Annotated in this window: 10 protein-coding genes and 7 tRNA genes; 16 read left to right on the forward strand and 1 reads right to left on the reverse strand. The window is 45.1% G+C overall.

Features of this window, described 5'->3' with window-relative positions; genetic code table 11:
- Positions 1-376 precede the first annotated feature (376 nt).
- The 12 genes from ACWQAU_RS10805 (at position 377) to rpoC (ending at position 12,795) form a co-directional block, all read left to right on the forward strand.
- A tRNA-Leu gene (locus ACWQAU_RS10805) sits at positions 377-458 on the forward strand.
- 3 nt (positions 459-461) lie between these two features.
- Positions 462-534, forward strand: a tRNA-Thr gene (locus tag ACWQAU_RS10810).
- Between the two features lie 24 nt (positions 535-558).
- Positions 559-630: transfer RNA gene (locus ACWQAU_RS10815), tRNA-Gly, on the forward strand.
- Positions 631-638: 8 nt separating this feature from the next.
- Positions 639-724 (forward strand) — tRNA-Leu (locus ACWQAU_RS10820).
- A gap of 10 nt (positions 725-734) precedes the next feature.
- A tRNA-Arg gene (locus ACWQAU_RS10825) sits at positions 735-808 on the forward strand.
- A gap of 7 nt (positions 809-815) precedes the next feature.
- A tRNA-Pro gene (locus ACWQAU_RS10830) sits at positions 816-889 on the forward strand.
- A 50-nt stretch (positions 890-939) separates the two neighbouring features.
- Positions 940-1,013: transfer RNA gene (locus tag ACWQAU_RS10835), tRNA-Pro, on the forward strand.
- Positions 1,014-1,503: 490 nt separating this feature from the next.
- Complete coding sequence (locus tag ACWQAU_RS10840) at positions 1,504-1,971, forward strand: CtsR family transcriptional regulator (protein ID WP_003644086.1); 468 nt, start codon at positions 1,504-1,506, stop codon at positions 1,969-1,971.
- 18 nt (positions 1,972-1,989) lie between these two features.
- Positions 1,990-4,494, forward strand: coding sequence for an ATP-dependent Clp protease ATP-binding subunit (locus ACWQAU_RS10845; RefSeq protein ID WP_022638251.1), 2,505 nt, complete (start codon positions 1,990-1,992; stop codon positions 4,492-4,494).
- Between the two features lie 178 nt (positions 4,495-4,672).
- Entirely contained in the window at positions 4,673-5,275 is a 603-nt protein-coding gene (locus tag ACWQAU_RS10850) for a TetR/AcrR family transcriptional regulator (protein WP_003644087.1), read from the forward strand.
- A gap of 246 nt (positions 5,276-5,521) precedes the next feature.
- Complete coding sequence (gene rpoB, locus ACWQAU_RS10855) at positions 5,522-9,136, forward strand: DNA-directed RNA polymerase subunit beta (protein ID WP_003641246.1); 3,615 nt, start codon at positions 5,522-5,524, stop codon at positions 9,134-9,136.
- 17 nt (positions 9,137-9,153) lie between these two features.
- A complete protein-coding gene (rpoC, locus tag ACWQAU_RS10860) occupies positions 9,154-12,795 on the forward strand; it encodes a DNA-directed RNA polymerase subunit beta' (RefSeq protein ID WP_003641247.1) in 3,642 nt (1,213 codons plus the stop codon).
- Between the two features lie 651 nt (positions 12,796-13,446).
- On the opposite strand, the gene ACWQAU_RS10865 is transcribed toward rpoC, so the two are convergent.
- Positions 13,447-14,127, reverse strand: a complete 681-nt coding sequence (locus ACWQAU_RS10865) for a prepilin peptidase (protein WP_013355335.1) — start codon at positions 14,125-14,127, stop codon at positions 13,447-13,449.
- 262 nt (positions 14,128-14,389) lie between these two features.
- Between ACWQAU_RS10865 and rpsL the strand changes: the two genes are divergently transcribed.
- The 4 genes from rpsL (at position 14,390) to rpsJ (ending at position 18,788) form a co-directional block, all read left to right on the forward strand.
- On the forward strand, positions 14,390-14,803 hold the full coding sequence (gene rpsL / locus ACWQAU_RS10870; protein WP_003641249.1) for a 30S ribosomal protein S12: 414 nt from the start codon (positions 14,390-14,392) through the stop codon (positions 14,801-14,803).
- Positions 14,804-14,819: 16 nt separating this feature from the next.
- Positions 14,820-15,290 (forward strand): 30S ribosomal protein S7, encoded by a 471-nt coding sequence (rpsG, locus tag ACWQAU_RS10875; RefSeq protein WP_003638057.1) that lies wholly within the window; start codon positions 14,820-14,822, stop codon positions 15,288-15,290.
- Positions 15,291-15,431: 141 nt separating this feature from the next.
- Positions 15,432-17,528 (forward strand): elongation factor G, encoded by a 2,097-nt coding sequence (fusA, locus tag ACWQAU_RS10880; protein ID WP_003641250.1) that lies wholly within the window; start codon positions 15,432-15,434, stop codon positions 17,526-17,528.
- A gap of 951 nt (positions 17,529-18,479) precedes the next feature.
- Complete coding sequence (gene rpsJ, locus ACWQAU_RS10885) at positions 18,480-18,788, forward strand: 30S ribosomal protein S10 (RefSeq protein ID WP_003638059.1); 309 nt, start codon at positions 18,480-18,482, stop codon at positions 18,786-18,788.
- Positions 18,789-18,816 lie beyond the last annotated feature (28 nt).

Below are 18,816 nucleotides of genomic sequence, written 5' to 3' on the forward strand. Positions count from 1 at the left end.
TTTTTTTGCATAATTAATGAGTATTAAAAGGAACTGTCGATTTTAAAATGTGAGTGGAAATAACGGCCGAGTTGACTAAATAATTGCGGGACGGGCAGAATGTTGGGACAACATTTCAGGCGCAAAAGGGCGAAAAAGCTGGGGTTACTGAAATTTATTCACCTTTTTTTGAAAATAGGGTTTGCTATTTTCGGCTACCGTGCTATAATATTTCTTGTCGGAAAAATATAACTTGTTTATCCAGTAAAAAGTATATTTATCCATTTATTTGAAAAAAGTTGTTGACAAGTATTCAACATGATGATAAAGTTAAATAGTTGTCAAGGCATACCAGTAAGAACTGTTTGAACCGGCAACAAGGCATGATTAACATCATGCGGGTGTGGCGGAACTGGCAGACGCGCTAGATTTAGGTTCTAGTGTCTTACGACGTGGGGGTTCGAGTCCCTTCACCCGCACATGCCGACTTAGCTCAGTTGGCAGAGCATCTCACTAGTAATGAGGAGGTCGGAGGTTCGAATCCTCTAGTCGGCATTTACAATTTAATAGCTTTATTATGCGGAAGTAGTTCAGTGGTAGAACATCACCTTGCCATGGTGGGGGTCGCGGGTTCGAATCCCGTCTTCCGCTTTTAATTTGCCGGGGTGGCGGAATTGGCAGACGCACAGGACTTAAAATCCTGCGGTTAGTGATAACCGTACCGGTTCGATCCCGGTCCTCGGCATTTTAAATAAGCACCCATAGCGCAATTGGATAGAGTGTCTGACTACGAATCAGAAGGTTGTAGGTTCGACTCCTACTGGGTGCATTAGTATCGGGAAATAGCTCAGCTTGGTAGAGCACCTGGTTTGGGACCAGGGGGTCGCAGGTTCGAATCCTGTTTTCCCGATCGTTTAACACAGTCTTAGTTAAGTGCTAAGGCTTTTTATTTAATTTTCTCGGGAAGTAGCTCAGCTTGGTAGAGCACTACGTTCGGGACGTAGGGGTCGCAGGTTCAAATCCTGTTTTCCCGATTACGGTTAAACCAACTAATCCAGTCATTTGGCTGGATTTTTTTTATGACCTTTTTTGTAAGCATGGGTGTTTCAACGGTCAGGGGACACTTTTGCGACGTTACTCACTAAGTCAGCCATGTGAAGAATACGGTGGTTGTGACTCATAATCCCGACAAGGCAACAGCCACTGTTAGTCATGAGCTCGGAGAAATTAGTCTCGGAACTGCTGTTCATCGTTGTGATACAAGTGCCCATCGCCTGCAATGAGGAGTGACTCAACTTGACATATTCTAAATAGGTAGTTCAATGAATATGGAGACCTAATAATTTAATCATTATGAGGTTCTAAACGGTTGAATCAATTGAAAGCAAACGTTTGGCGTGCTATGCTGTAACAACCGTTAAGCACATGCTAGTCCGCGGTTTGGGTGAAATTCTTTGCTTTTTTCCATTATCCTCGTATAATAATAGTCAATATTAGTCAAAGATAATGAAAAGGGTGAAGCACATGCAAAGTCAAAATATCTCGGATATTATTGAAAAGTATTTAAAAAGTATTTTGGCGGACTCGGAGCATGTTGAAATTCGACGGTCAGAAATTGCCGACCTTTTCAACGTGGTACCCTCACAGATTAATTATGTGATTAAGACCCGGTTTACGATCCAAAATGGTTACTTAGTTGAAAGTAAACGTGGCGGTGGTGGTTATATTCGCATTGAGAAGGTTAATTTGGTCGATGATGCTGATGTGTTGGACGCCCTCATACAGGTGATCGGCGATTCAATCACACAACGAGATGCTTATGCGGTCGTCCAAAGTTTATACGAGGACGACGTCTTAAATCGTCGAGAAGCGCAATTGATTTTAGTGGCGATTGACCACGAGACGTTAGGATTAACGGACCGGGACTTAGAAAACAGTCTGCGGGCCCGGATAATTATCGGAATCTTGAACCACTTGCGTTACGAAAGCTAAAGAAAGCGAGGAATCGCAATGGATAACTTATTTACACCTAGTGCCAAAAGTGTGCTGGTACTGGCACAGGAACAGGCCAAATATTTCAAGCATCAGGCAGTTGGTACGGAGCATTTGCTATTAGCATTGGCCATCGAAAAGAATGGAATTGCTAATAAGGTGCTACAACAATATGCCGTTAGTGAAGATGACATTCGTGAAGAAATCGAACGGTTCACTGGCTATGGGACGTTGAGCAATGTTGGCAAGGATACTTACTTGCCATATTCACCAAAGGCCAAAGAAATTTTGTCCGTTGCCGGTGATGAAGCAAAACGGCTCGGTGCCAACAAGATTGGAACGGAACATTTGTTGTTAGCGATGCTCTCTGATGAAAGTATCCTTTCCTCGCGAATTTTAATGAATTTAAACTTAGATCTAGGTCAGACGCGTAAAGTCGTTCTTCGCAAGCTAGGTGTCAGTGACGCCATGAGTAAGCGCAAGGGTAACGCGGCTAATCGCGGTGGCAAGAAGACTGAAGGAACGCCAACCTTGGATTCTCTGGCGCGCGATTTGACCCAATTAGCTAGTGAACAAGAAATGGACCCGGTAGTAGGTCGTTCCAAGGAAGTCAAACGGGTCATTCAGATCCTGTCACGGCGGACGAAGAATAATCCGGTCTTGATTGGTGAACCTGGGGTTGGGAAGACTGCAATCGCCGAAGGTCTAGCCCAAAAGATTGTGGCCGGTGATGTGCCAACTGATATGGCAGATAAGCGCTTGATGATGCTCGATATGGGGTCACTAGTCGCTGGGACAAAGTATCGTGGTGAATTCGAAGACCGCCTGAAAAAAGTGATTGATGAAATTTACAACGATGGCCATGTGATCTTATTTATCGATGAATTGCATACCTTGATTGGTGCCGGTGGTGCTGAAGGGGCTATTGATGCCTCTAATATTCTGAAACCCGCACTTGCACGAGGGGAACTCCAAACGATTGGGGCAACCACTTTAAATGAGTATCAAAAGTACATTGAATCTGACGCTGCGTTGGAACGGCGTTTTGCAACGGTCATGGTCAATGAACCGACCGAAGACGAAGCCGTTGAAATCTTAGATGGACTACGGCCACGCTATGAAGAACATCATCGGGTTACGATTACGGATGAAGCTGTTGATCAAGCAGTCAAGCTATCCAGCCGGTATATCAGTGATCGTTTCTTGCCTGATAAGGCCATTGACTTGATGGATGAGGCGGCAGCTAAAGTCCGCATCGATCAGATGGATCAACCAACGAAGCTATCCAAGAACCAGGACAAGTTAGCGCAACTGCGTGAGGATAAGGAAACAGCGATCGAAGCACAAGATTTTGAACAGGCCGCTGATATTCGTAAGCAGGAGATGCAACTGAAGCAACGCCTAGATCGAATCGAAGCTGACCAAGACGCCGAAGTGACTGAGGGGGCAACACCACACTATGATTTACAAGTCACAAGTGAGGATATTGCTCAGGTCGTTGCCGAATGGACCGGGGTTCCGTTAACGCAATTGCAAAAATCTGAAAGTGAACGCTTAGTTAACTTGGAAAAGATTTTGCATGAACGGGTTGTTGGGCAGCCAGAAGCCGTATCCGCAGTGGCTCGTGCTATTCGCCGTGCGCGCAGCGGGTTGAAAGATCCGAGTCGGCCAATTGGTTCCTTTATGTTCTTAGGACCAACTGGGGTTGGTAAGACGGAGCTAGCAAAAGCCTTGGCAGCAGCGATGTTCGGGTCTGAAGATAATATGATTCGGATCGACATGTCTGAATACATGGAACGCTATTCGACTAGTCGTTTGATTGGCTCGGCACCTGGTTACGTTGGTTATGACGAGGGCGGTCAGCTGACAGAGAAGGTTCGCCAGAAACCATACTCGGTCGTGCTATTTGATGAAGTTGAAAAAGCTCATCCGGACGTCTTTAACATTTTGTTACAAGTTTTGGATGACGGCTACTTGACGGATTCTAAGGGTCGGAAGGTAGACTTCAGAAATACGATTCTGATTATGACGTCGAACCTTGGGGCAACCACACTTCGTGATGAAAAATCAGTTGGTTTTGGTGCAACTGATAAGGCCAATGACTACAATGCGGTTGCTGCGACGATTCGAGCAACGTTAAAACAGACGTTCCGCCCAGAATTCTTAAACCGGATCGACGAAACAATCGTCTTCCATTCATTGAATAAGGAAGAATTACACGAAATCGTTAAGTTGATGTCACAAGAAATTGTTGATCGAGTGGCCCAACAAGGTATCAAGATCAAAATCACTCCGGCTGCCATTGACGTGGTTGCGAAGGCTGGCTTTGATCCTGAGTACGGAGCACGACCAATTCGACGGGCATTACAGACTGAAATCGAAGATCGGTTAAGTGAAGAATTATTGACTGGCGCGATTAAGGTCGATGACCAAGTTACGATTGGTGCTAGCAAGGGTGCCATTACAATTAATATTAAAAACCAGCCTAAGGCAGATGGTCGTTCGACCGTTTCCTCAAAGTAGGCGCGATTAAATTAAAGATGACGCTTGAAGTGGTAGTCCACTTCAGGCGTCATCTTTTAGGTTCAATCGGTATTAAGATGCTACCCACTGAAGTGAACTGTAGGATCTGAGGCTGGTGGTTCGGTGCTGATTGGTGTAAATTATAATAGGAAATAAAGTCAAGAAAGAAGATGATAACATGGCGACACGAGCCGAACAGATGGCGAAGACGCACCAGGCAATTTTAGACACAGCCCGGGAACTGTTTTTAAGAAATGGGTATGATGCGACAAGTACGCGCGACATTGCGAATGCGATTGGCATTACGCAGCCCGCGCTTTATCACCATTTTAAAGATAAAGAGGTCATCTTTCTGGCTGTCATTACGACGGTCGGTGCGGAAATCAAGGCTGGCATTGAAGCGATTCAAGTCCGTGCGGATTGGTCTCCGTTGGATCAATTAACAGAAGTCTCGCTATTACTAACGCATAAGCATCCGGCTGATGTCTTCACGTTAATTCATTCCAGTTTCAAAGCATTAACGCATGAACATATTCGCGAGTTGGGCGGCATATTTGTTACTGATTATGTGAAGCCGATTCAAACCGTTTTTGAGCAACCTGACATGCAACTACATGTGGGGGTCACACCACAGATGGCGACGAATTTCTATATCACCAGCTTGAGTCCACTGTTTAACAGTTTTCATCAAATCGGTGATCCTCATGCTGACGAGCGGACCCGCGTTCAAACTCTTTTAAAGATGATCTTATACGGGGTTGCGAGTGAACCAGAAAACTAATGGCGGCAGAGAAGTCTACTAGTTGACAACTAACGTTATTCGATGTATATTATAACTTGTCTGTAACCGTGAACTCGAGCGAACGCGCAATCTATTGTCTGTGCGGCTCGTTAATATAAATCCAAAAATAGTCAACTTAAGCGACTATTTTTGGTTTTTTTATGCCTAAAATTCGGTCAAAAACGCATTTGTAACACAAATGTAATATTTGACCGGAGGTGGCGGGTTCCGGAATAATAAGAAGGGGTGAACAACTTGGCCGGACATTTAGTAAAATACGGTAAACACCGTACCCGTAGAAGTTATGCACGTATCAAGGAAGTTCTTGATTTGCCTAACTTGATCGAAATCCAGACCGATTCTTACCAATGGTTCTTGGATGAAGGTCTCCGGGAAATGTTTGAAGATATTATGCCGATCGACGATTTCGCAGGAAAACTTTCACTTGAATTTGTCGACTATCAATTATTAGAACCAAAGTACACCGTCGAAGAAGCTCGTGAACATGATGCCAACTACTCGGCACCATTGCACGTTACCCTACGTTTAACTAACCATGAAACTGGTGAAATTAAGTCGCAAGACGTATTCTTCGGTGATTTTCCATTAATGACTGAACAAGGGACGTTTATTATCAACGGTGCCGAACGGGTCATTGTTTCACAATTGGTTCGTTCACCCGGCGTTTACTTCAATGAAGAATTAGATAAAAATGGGCGTCCTAGCTACGGCACAACGGTTATTCCTAACCGGGGTGCTTGGTTAGAACTTGAAACTGACGCCAAGAATGTCTCATACGTACGGATCGATCGTACGCGGAAGATTCCATTGACGGAATTAGTCCGGGCCTTAGGCTATGGTTCTGACGATGACATTATTGACATGTTGGGTGAAACTGACAGTTTGATGTTGACGTTGGAAAAGGACGTTCATAAGAACACCGACGACTCCCGGGTTGAAGAATCCTTAAAAGATATCTACGAACGGCTACGTCCTGGTGAACCTAAGACGGCTGACAGTTCGCGGAGCCTATTGACTGCTCGGTTCTTCGATCCAAAACGGTATGACTTCGCACCAGTTGGTCGCTACAAGGTTAACAAGAAGTTAAGCATGAAGACGCGCTTAATGGACCAAACGTTAGCTGAGACATTAGCTGATCCTGATACTGGTGAAGTTATTGCGCAAAAGGATACGGTCATTGACAAGAATGTCATGGCTAAACTATCCCCATACTTGGAACGTGACGACTTTAAGACGGTTACTTACACACCATCTGACGAAGCCGTTGTTACGAATCCAATGGTCTTACAAGTTGTTAAGGTTTATTCACAAAACGACCCTGAAAAGGTTGTGAACGTGATTGGTAATGGCAACATTGATTTGAAGTTCAAGCACATTGTGCCTGCTGATATCATTGCTTCCATTAATTACTTCTTCAACTTGCAAGAAGGTCTTGGCTCAACCGATGATATTGATCACTTGGGTAACCGGCGGATTCGTTCCGTGGGTGAATTATTGCAAAACCAATTCCGGATTGGGTTATCCCGGATGGAACGGGTTGTGCGTGAACGGATGTCGATTCAAGATGCTGCGACGGTAACGCCACAACAATTGATTAACATTCGCCCAGTGGTTGCTTCAATTAAGGAATTCTTTGGGTCATCACAATTGTCACAATTCATGGACCAAACCAACCCCTTAGGTGAATTAACGCATAAGCGGCGTTTATCAGCCTTAGGACCTGGTGGTTTGACTCGTGATCGGGCCGGATATGAAGTTCGTGACGTGCACTATACCCACTACGGTCGGATGTGCCCAATCGAAACGCCTGAAGGCCCTAACATTGGTTTGATCAACAGTTTGTCTTCTTATGCGAAGGTCAACCGTTACGGCTTCATCGAAACGCCATACCGGCGTGTCGATTGGACAACGCATAAGGTTACCGATAAGATCGACTACTTAGCAGCCGATGAAGAAGACCAATTTGTGATTGCACAAGCCAACTCTCCATTGAATGATGATGGTTCTTTCGTTGAAGACACTGTTTTAGCTCGTAACAAGGAAGAAAACTTGGAAACGCCAATCGAAAATGTCGATTACATGGACGTTTCGCCTAAACAAGTGGTTGCCGTCGCAACGGCATGTATTCCTTTCTTGGAAAACGATGACTCTAACCGTGCTTTGATGGGTGCCAACATGCAACGACAAGCGGTGCCGTTACTTGATCCTCACGCGCCATTAATTGGGACTGGGATTGAATATAAAGCTGCACATGACTCAGGGATTGCCTTGATTTGTCGTCATGAAGGAACGGTTGAATACGTTGATGCTCGCGAAGTTCGCGTTCGTCGCGATGATGGTTCATTAGACACTTACAAGTTAATGAAATTCCGTCGTTCTAACGGTGGTAAGAACTATAACCAACGGCCAATCGTTAAAGTTGGCGATCACGTTGATAACGATGAAGTCTTAGCCGATGGTCCAGCAATGGAAGGTGGGGAATTAGCCCTTGGGCAAAACCCATTAGTTGCTTTCATGACTTGGAATGGTTATAACTTCGAAGATGCCATCATTATTAATGAACGTTTAGTCCGTGAAGACGTCTACACGTCAATTCATATTGAAGAATATGAATCAGAAGCACGTGACACCAAGCTTGGACCTGAAGAAATGACTCGTGAAATTCCTAACGTCGGGGAAGATGCATTGAAGAACCTTGACGAAGACGGGATTATCCGGATTGGGGCCGAAGTTAAAGACGGTGACATCTTGGTTGGTAAGGTAACGCCTAAAGGGGTTACGGAATTGTCAGCTGAAGAACGGCTTCTCCATGCGATCTTTGGTGAAAAGGCGCGTGAAGTTCGGGATACGTCACTCCGGGTTCCTCATGGTGGCGGCGGTATCATCCAGGACGTTAAGATCTTCACTCGTGAAAACGGTGATGAATTATCTCCTGGCGTTAACATGATGGTTCGGGTCTACATCGCACAAAAGCGGAAGATCCAAGTTGGTGACAAGATGGCCGGTCGGCATGGTAACAAAGGGACGGTTTCAATCGTGGTTCCTGAAGAAGACATGCCGTACATGCCTGATGGGACACCAATCGATATCATGTTAAGCCCAATGGGTGTGCCTTCTCGTATGAATATCGGGCAAGTGCTCGAATTGCATTTGGGGATGGCTGCTCGGAAGTTAGGAATTCACATGGCAACGCCTGTCTTTGATGGTGCTCAAGATACAGATATTTGGGAAGCCATTCGTGAAGCTGGGGTTGATTCAGATGCCAAGTCGATCGTCTATGATGGTCGGACTGGTGAACCGTTCGATAAGCGGGTCGCTGTTGGGGTCATGCACTACATGAAGCTTAGTCACATGGTTGACGATAAGATCCATGCTCGTTCAATCGGACCTTACTCTTTGGTTACGCAACAACCACTTGGTGGGAAAGCGCAATTTGGGGGCCAACGTTTCGGTGAAATGGAAGTTTGGGCCTTGGAAGCTTATGGTGCAGCTTATACCTTGCAGGAAATCTTGACTTACAAGTCCGATGACGTTGTTGGTCGGGTTAAGACCTATGAAGCAATCGTTAAGGGCGAACCAATTCCAAAGCCTGGCGTACCGGAATCATTCCGCGTGTTGGTTAAGGAATTGCAAGCACTCGGTCTTGACATGAAAGTCTTGGATTCTGAAGACAAAGAAATCGAATTGCGGGACATGGATGATGATGACGATGAAGTTGTCAATGTCGATGCACTCAGCAAGTTTAAACAACAACAAGATGAGAAGGCTGCGGACAAGGCCACAAAAGCTGACGCCGCTAAGCCTTCTGAAACAACCAACGCTCAGCAAGATAATCAATAAAAAGGGAGGTCGGTCCTTTGATCGATGTCAACAAGTTTGAAAGCATGCAAATCGGTCTGGCATCCCCAGACAAGATTCGCAGCTGGTCATATGGCGAAGTCAAAAAGCCAGAAACCATTAACTACCGGACATTGAAACCTGAAAAAGACGGTCTGTTTGACGAACGGATTTTTGGTCCTACTAAGGATTGGGAATGTGCTTGTGGTAAATACAAACGGATTCGTTATAAGGGTATTGTCTGTGACCGTTGTGGGGTCGAAGTGACTCGTAGTAAAGTCCGTCGTGAACGGATGGGTCATATCGAACTTGCCGCACCAGTTACTCACATCTGGTACTTTAAGGGAATTCCTAGCCGGATGGGCTTAGTCTTAGACATGAGTCCCCGGGCACTTGAAGAAATCATTTACTTCGCTTCATACGTCGTTATCGAATCTGGTAATACGCCACTTGAAAAGAAGCAATTACTTTCTGAACGTGAATACCGTGAGAAGAAGGCTCAATATGGTAACGAATTTGAAGCTGCCATGGGTGCCGAAGCCATCAAACGGTTATTGAATAACGTGGATCTTGAAAAAGAAGCACGTGATTTAAAGGAAACTCTGAAGGATGCTTCTGGTCAGAAGCGGACCCGGGCCGTTCGGCGGCTTGATATCATCGAAGCTTTCGTGACATCTGGTAACGAACCAGCTTGGATGGTAATGGACGCAATTCCGGTTATTCCCCCGGACTTACGGCCAATGGTTCAATTGGAAGGTGGTCGTTTTGCCACCTCTGACTTGAACGACTTGTACCGGCGGGTTATCAACCGTAATAACCGGTTGAAACGCTTGTTGGACTTAAATGCACCTGGGATTATCGTGCAAAACGAAAAGCGGATGTTGCAAGAAGCCGTTGATGCGTTGATCGATAATGGTCGTCGTGGCCGTCCCGTTGCTGGTCCTGGTAACCGGCCATTGAAGTCTCTTTCACACATGTTGAAAGGGAAGCAAGGGCGGTTCCGTCAAAACTTACTTGGTAAGCGGGTTGACTATTCTGGTCGTTCGGTTATCGATGTTGGGCCTTTCTTGAAGATGAACCAAATGGGCTTACCACGTCAAATGGCGTTGGAATTGTTCAAACCGTTTATCATGAAGGAATTGGTTAAACGTGAATTAGCTTCTAACATCAAGAATGCTAAGCGAAAGATCGAACATGCTGATGACGATGTCTGGGGTGTGTTGGAAGACGTTATCAAGGAACATCCTGTTCTCTTGAACCGCGCCCCTACGCTTCACCGTTTAGGGATTCAAGCTTTCGAACCCGTCTTGGTTAGTGGTAAAGCGATGCGGCTCCATCCATTGGCTTGTGAAGCTTACAACGCCGATTTCGATGGGGACCAAATGGCTATTCACGTCCCACTTTCAGATGAAGCCCAAGCTGAAGCACGGCTCTTAATGTTGGCTGCCCACCATATTTTGGCGCCTAAGGACGGGAAACCCGTTGTTACGCCATCTCAAGATATGGTTATCGGTAACTACTACTTGACGACTGAAGAAATCGGTCGTGAAGGCGAAGGTATGATCTTCAAGGACTTGAATGAAGCGCAAAAGGCTTACCAATCAGGTTATGTACATTTGCATAGCCGGGTCGGCATTCAGGTCTCATCAATGCCTGACAAGCCATTCACGGACGATCAGAAGCAAGCAGTCTTAGTCACGACGGTTGGTAAGGCAATCTTCAACAACATTTTGCCTGGCAAGTTCCCTTACTTGAACGAACCAACTAACGATAACTTGATTGCTGGTACACCGGACAAGTATTTCTTGAAGCCTGGTGAAGATATTCATCAATTCTTGGATGCCCAGGAAATCATTCCACCATTCAAGAAGGGCTTCTTGGCCGACATTATCGCTGAAGTTTACAAGCAATATCACGTGACAGCAACGTCACTCTTGCTTGACCGGATGAAGGACTTAGGTTACAACATTTCAACTAAGTCTGGTTTGACGGTTGGGGTTGCCGATATTACTGGTTTGAAAGAAAAACCAGCAATTATCGCCGAAGCCCATAAACAAGTTAATACGATTTCAAAACAGTTCCGTCGTGGTTTAATTACTGATGACGAACGTTATGAACGGGTCATTGGTGTCTGGAACGACGCTAAGGACCAAATCCAACAAAAACTGATTGAAAGTTTCAACGCGGATAACCCAATCTTTATGATGAGTGATTCTGGTGCGCGTGGTAACATTTCAAACTTTACTCAGTTAGCTGGGATGCGTGGTTTGATGGCTGCCCCTAACGGTAAGATCATGGAATTACCAATCCTTTCAAACTTCCGTGAAGGTTTGTCTGTCTTGGAAATGTTCATTTCAACCCACGGTGCTCGTAAAGGGATGACCGATACGGCGCTTAAGACTGCCAACTCAGGTTACTTGACTCGGCGTCTGGTTGATGTGGCTCAAGATGTTATCGTTCGTGAAAAGGATTGTGGGACTGACCGTGGGTTGCGGATTCACGCAATCATGGAAGGTAACGAAGTCATCGAACCGTTGTATGACCGGATCTTAGGTCGTTACACGATGAAGACTGTCTTTGATCCTGAAACGCATGATGAAATTGTTGGTAACAACGTCTTGATCGACGAAGACTTAGCTCATAAAATCGTGGATGCTGGTGTAACGGAAGTTACGATCCGTTCTGCATTTACTTGCAACACTAAGCATGGGGTTTGTGAACATTGCTACGGCCGTAACATGGCTACTGGTGATGAAGTTGAAGTTGGTGAAGCTGTTGGGACAGTTGCCGCACAGTCTATCGGTGAACCCGGTACTCAGCTGACCATGCGGAACTTCCATACCGGTGGTGTTGCCGGGGACGATATTACCCAAGGGTTGCCTCGTGTGCAAGAAATTGTGGAATCACGGAATCCTAAAGGGCGTGCCGAAATCTCAGAAGTTACTGGGACGGTTGAATTAATTGAAGAAAATCCAGCGGAACGGACGAAGGAAGTTACGGTTAAGGGTGAAACTGATACCCGGACTTACACGTTGCCGTTAACAGCACGGATGGCGGTTAGTGAAGGCGACTTTATTCACCGTGGTGCTGCGTTGAACATTGGGTCGATCGATCCTAAGCAATTGATTCAAGTACGTGATGTCTTATCAACTGAAAACTACTTGCTCCGTGAAGTTCAAAAGGTTTATCGGATGCAAGGGGTTGAAATTGGCGATAAGCACGTTGAAATCATGATTCGGCAAATGTTACGGAAGGTTCGGGTCATGGATCCGGGCGATACCGACGTCTTGCCTGGGACGTTAATGGATATTGCAGACTTCAAGGACGAGAACTACAAGACCTTGATTGCTGGTGGTATTCCTGCAACGTCACGGCCAGTCATTCTTGGGATTACTAAAGCCGCTCTTGAAACGAATAGTTTCTTGTCAGCTGCTTCATTCCAGGAAACGACACGGGTCTTAACTGATGCTGCTATTCGTGGTAAGAACGATCCACTGATCGGGCTTAAGGAAAATGTTATCATTGGTAAGATCATTCCTGCTGGGACTGGTATGCCGGTTTACCGTCATATCAAACCAAAGGAAGTTGGCAACGTGGCTGATGGGGTTTACTCAATCAGCGACCTTGAAAAACAAATGCAAGAACAAGATGCTAGCAAGTAATTGCTAAGTAACTAAAAAGGGCGGCCATTGTGGTCGTCCTTTTTGTATGCACGATTGTAGGTAAGCTATCTGGGGCGTTCGGCGATGAAGGTTGATCTTCAGGGGGAGAAGACTAACTGAGCCTTGCTGGAAAAGTTCAAGTTTGTGTAAACTTGCTTAGTTAGTGTGTCCTGCACCGCGCTCCAGGCATTTCTGCTAATTGCTGGACTGCCGTACCTTAATACTATATTGGTGAAACGTGTTCAGGTCAGAATGAGACTTTCGGTTAGCTACACTAATCCTCAGTCTCAGCCCGTCTAAACCGCACACTCTTGTAGTGCTAAGAAACGTCTTCCGCTCGGGATGGTGTTCGAATGGTGGGCACGTGCGTACGCAACTTTTGACGGATTAGTCGTTACTTTTTTGAGACCGGAATCTTATCGGGGAACTTTCAGGGTAATAATAGAATTGTGAGCTGTCCCCGATTTCTAAATCACCATATTACTACTGAGGGTCAGAACAACTGATACGATATTAACGCTTGTTTAAAGTTCCAAGTAGTAAACAATTCGACGACAACTTGTACCAGTTGAGTGGTCGTTCATCCGAACAGGACGCGTACTGACTAACAAGCAATAATCGGACGTACTAGAACATTGCAATTATAGCTCGCTATGCGAGACCCGTGAGTTGGGTGACCATGATGAAGCTCCAACTGATGAAGGGCACGAATGGTAAGCGATGGCGTGGGGCACTGATGATAAAACCAACTAATGCGGCAACGGCCGCAATGGCGAGACAGGTCAACAGTGTGTCGGCTGGAATGATGAAGACGAGCATGAGTAGAACGTCAACATCGCCGAGACCAAAGGTGGCAGTTAGCTGGGCCAGCAAGTATAGTCCGACTAGTAAGGCAAGTACGAGGTAGAGACTGATCGTCAGGGGTGGCCGTTGTTGCCATAAGCCCAGTCCGGCTGGAAGAAGTAATGTCAGCGGGTAGACTTCAAAAGTGAGATAATCAGTAAGACTATTGAAAATCAATACCAAGTAACCAATCAGAAGTGGCAGCGTCAATGACAATGACGTACTGCTAGAAGCTAGTAGACTACCACAAAGTAATTCAATCAGACTGGAACGGAGGCTGATAGGAGTGCGACAATCATAGCATCGCCCCCGTTGAAGCAGAATGCCGAGTAATGGTATCAGTTGCCAGAACCGTAATTGATGCCGGCAGTGTGGACACCGTGATCGTTGAGTGCTAATGAGTATGTGTCCGTTGCTGATGCGTTCCGCCATACAGGTCACGAATGAGCCCAGACAGAGGCCAATAATAAAAAGACTGCTGGTTAACATGGAAGGACCACCTTTCATCACTAGTTACGCAATGTAAAGCACCACTATTTTTTCAGGACATTTATTGACAACTTCGGCATGTCATGATAGTCTAGTAAAGGTGCTTTTTGCAGACAGATTCCTGTATCAGGAATACAGACATGCTGACTGGTCGGCTAAGCGCACAATTACCATGCTCCAGGCATTCTTTTTTACTCAAAAAAGAACCACCTGGATGTGTGGACTTAAAAAACAGATATTTGGAAGGAGGACACTTTAGAACATGCCAACAATTAATCAATTAATTCGCAAAGGCCGTAAGTCTAAAGTATCAAAATCAAATGCCCCAGCGTTAAACTTTGGGTATAACAGTTACAAGAAGGTTGCAACTAATAACCCAGCGCCACAAAAGCGTGGGGTTGCTACTCGTGTCGGTACCATGACTCCTAAGAAGCCTAACTCGGCTTTACGGAAGTATGCCCGTGTACGTTTATCTAACTTAATCGAAGTTACAGCTTACATTCCTGGTATTGGTCATAACCTCCAAGAACATAGCGTTGTCTTAATTCGTGGTGGTCGTGTTAAGGATTTACCTGGTGTTCGTTACCATGTTATCCGTGGTGCTTTGGATACTGCTGGTGTCGAAGATCGTCGCCAAAGCCGTTCCAAGTATGGTACCAAGAAGCCAAAGAAATAATAAGGAGGTAAGTTAAATGCCAAGAAAAGGTGCACCTGCAAAACGCGAAGTTTTAGCAGATCCAATGTATAACTCTAAATTAGTAACGCGTTTAATTAACCACTTAATGTTAGATGGTAAGCGCGGTACCGCATCAACTATTTTGTATGATGCTTTTGATCAAATCAAAGAACAAACTGGTAACGATCCTTTGGAAGTCTTCGAAGAAGCTATGAAGAACGTTATGCCAGTACTTGAAGTTAAGGCCCGCCGTGTTGGTGGTTCTAACTACCAAGTTCCAATCGAAGTTCGCCCAGATCGTAAGACGACTCTTGGCCTTCGTTGGATCGTTCAATATGCTCGCTCACGTGGCGAACACACTATGTCCGACCGGTTAGCTCGTGAAATCATGGATGCTGCTAACAATACTGGTGCTTCAGTTAAGAAGCGTGAAGATACTCACCGGATGGCTGAAGCCAACCGTGCCTTCGCCCATTATCGTTGGTAATATTTCCGTGAGATGGTTAAAGGTCGCCTTTAACTAATCACAAAAAGGTGACTATTATATGCGCGCATATAGTAGTCATTTTTTGAAATAAACTTTATACTGTTAATTCCATTTATATTGAGAGGAGTAACACATTTTCTAATGGCTAATACACGAGAATTCTCACTCGATAAGACCCGTAATATTGGTATTATGGCCCATATCGATGCTGGTAAGACCACGACTACTGAACGGATCTTGTACTACACTGGTAAAATTCACAAAATTGGTGAAACCCATGATGGTGCTTCACAAATGGACTGGATGGCCCAAGAACAAGAACGTGGGATCACCATTACCTCTGCTGCCACGACTGCACAGTGGAAGAACCACCGGATTAACATCATCGATACCCCAGGGCACGTTGACTTCACTGTTGAAGTTGAACGTTCACTTCGGGTTTTAGATGGTGCGATCGCCGTATTGGATGCCCAATCAGGTGTTGAACCTCAAACTGAAACAGTTTGGCGTCAAGCATCAACGTATAACGTTCCCCGGATCGTTTTCGTTAACAAGATGGACAAGATTGGTGCGGACTTCAAGTACTCTGTAAGCACGATCCATGATCGTTTACAAGCTAACGCCCACGCCATCCAATTACCAATTGGTGCCGAAGATAATTTCGAAGGGGTCATTGACTTAATCGAAATGAAGGCTGACCTTTATGATGAAGATCAACTTGGTACTGAATGGGATACGGTTGACGTTCCTGATGAATACAAAGAAGAAGCCCAAGCTGCACGTGATGACTTAATTGAAGCCTTAGCTGACATCGATGACGGCATCATGGAAAAGTACCTTGGCGGTGAAGAAATCAGCAAAGAAGAAATTAAGGCTGCTATCCGTAAAGGAACGTTAGCACTTGAATTCTTCCCAGTATTAGCTGGTTCAGCCTTCAAGAACAAGGGTGTTCAAATGTTAATGGATGCCGTTGTGGACTACTTACCATCACCACTTGATGTTAAGCCATACAAGGCTACTGATCCTGAAACTGAAGAAGAAGTTGACTTGATTGCCGGTGATGATAAGCCATTCGCTGCCTTAGCATTTAAGGTTGCTACTGACCCATTCGTTGGTCGTTTGACTTTCATCCGGGTATACCAAGGTACTTTGGAATCTGGTTCATATGTCTTGAACGCCACTAAGGACAAACGTGAACGGGTTGGTCGTTTACTTCAAATGCATTCTAACCAACGGAAAGAAATCCCAGAAGTTTTCTCTGGTGATATCGCTGCTGCAATTGGTTTGAAGAACACGACTACTGGTGACTCATTGACTTCGATTGACCATCCATATCACTTGGAATCAATGGAATTCCCTGACCCAGTTATCCAGGTTGCCGTTGAACCTAAGACTAAGGCTGACCAAGATAAGATGAACGTTGCCTTACAAAAGCTTTCTGAAGAAGATCCTACTTTCAAGGCTGAAACTAACCCTGAAACTGGTGAAACTTTGATCGCCGGGATGGGTGAATTGCATTTGGATATCATCGTTGACCGGATGCGGCGTGAATTTAATGTTGAAGCCACTGTTGGTGCGCCTCAAGTTTCATACCGTGAAACCTTTACTAAGAGCACTCAAGTTCAAGGTAAGTTTGTTCACCAATCTGGTGGTAAAGGTCAATATGGGGATGTTTGGGTTGAATTTACACCTAACGAAGAAGGTAAAGGCTTCGAATTCGAAGATGCCATCGTCGGTGGGGTTGTTCCTCGTGAATACATTCCTTCAGTTGAACAAGGTTTGAAGGAAGCTATGGCTAACGGTGTGTTAGCTGGTTATCCTTTGGTTGACGTTAAGGCTAAGCTCTATGATGGTTCTTACCATGATGTCGATTCTAGTGAAGCAGCCTTCAAGATTGCCGCATCATTAGCATTGCGGAATGCCGTTAAGACTGCTGGCCCTGTTATCCTTGAACCTATCATGAAGGTTGATATCGTTGCCCCAGAAGATTACTTAGGTGATGTTATGGGTCACGTTACTGCTCGTCGTGGTAACATCGAAGGTATGGAAGAACGTGGGAATGCCCAAGAAGTTCATGCATACGTTCCTTTGGCTGAAATGTTTGGTTATGCAACCACATTACGTTCAGCTACTCAAGGTCGTGGGACTTTCACAATGACCTTTGATCATTACGAAAAGGTACCAAAGTCAGTTCAAGAAGATATCATCAAGAAGAATGGCGGCACTCCTGCCAAATAAGCTTGATTGATAATAAGAAGGACGTTCAGCTTCGGCTGGACGTTCTTTTTTTACATAAATTTCTGGTCGAACTAAATGTGATTACTGCTCGTCGTAAGACAACGTGGCACATCAATTGAAGCGGCTTGGGATAGTTTGGCCGTCACTGGCATTGGGTACGGCTGTGACGAGCACAGTGCTGCTCAGGCCTATGTCATCGCGCAAGGGTACAATCGCGCAACAAGGGTCGCACTAGTTAAGTTACTAGCCGCTGCGACCATAAAACTGGCAGCCATAATATTAAAGGGTGCGAGACTCATAGCATAATAAGGAGAACGCGGACAACATCACATTTTTTGTACCGGAGATAACCACATGAGTTGACGGTTGTCGGTGACCACGGCCAAGGTGCTGACGGTCGGTGGTAAGCAGATGACAATATAATAGAAGGTAGACGAACAAGAACGTGGGTCAGTGTGACGGCGCCGTCAGATGTAGGAGCAGTTGAATTAAGCGTGTTGAAGTCCGATTAAATGACTCCAGACAAAAATGCATGACGCTGAACGCGGGTCTTGTTCCTGAGAAAATGTTAATGCAATCTAGTAGGTGTCCACATGATCGTGGCCGGTCGACAGTGAGAAATGTAAAGCGCTCACCAAAAAGAAATTAGGCGCAAACGCTATTAATTGGATGGAATTTGTGTTACATTAATTGAGCTGGTTCAAAAAGGTAACACGGTTTACAACGATGGTTATAAAAAAAGTGCGAAAACACTTGCTATTACAGAGCTTTTCATTTATTATAGATTGTGCTTGGTATTTAGAAGGGGATAACTATATCCCCATCATCAAGTAGTCGTAGTTAGCTTTGATGTGAAAGGTTGCGACACGCCCGGCCACATTGTCATGGGACGTGGCGGTAATTTTCACGGAGCTAGTCTTATTTTCAAAATAGACGAAGGAGGTCACAACAATGGCAAAGCAAAAAATTCGTATTCGCTTAAAGGCATACGAACACCGCATTCTTGATCAGTCAGCTGACAAGATTGTCGAAACGGCAAAGAGAACTGGTGCTACTATTTCAGGTCCTATTCCATTGCCTACTGAACGGACTATTTATACCGTTCTACGTTCACCACATAAGTTTAAGGACTCACGTGAACAATTCGAAATGCGGACTCACAAGCGGTTAATCGATATCGTTAACCCAACGCCTAAGACGGTCGACTCATTAATGAAGTTAGACTTGCCTAGCGGTGTAGATATTGAAATCAAGCTTTAATTTACTAAACTAAAATCAATTAATTGGA

It is taken from the genome of Lactiplantibacillus sp. 3062, from assembly GCF_055413545.1.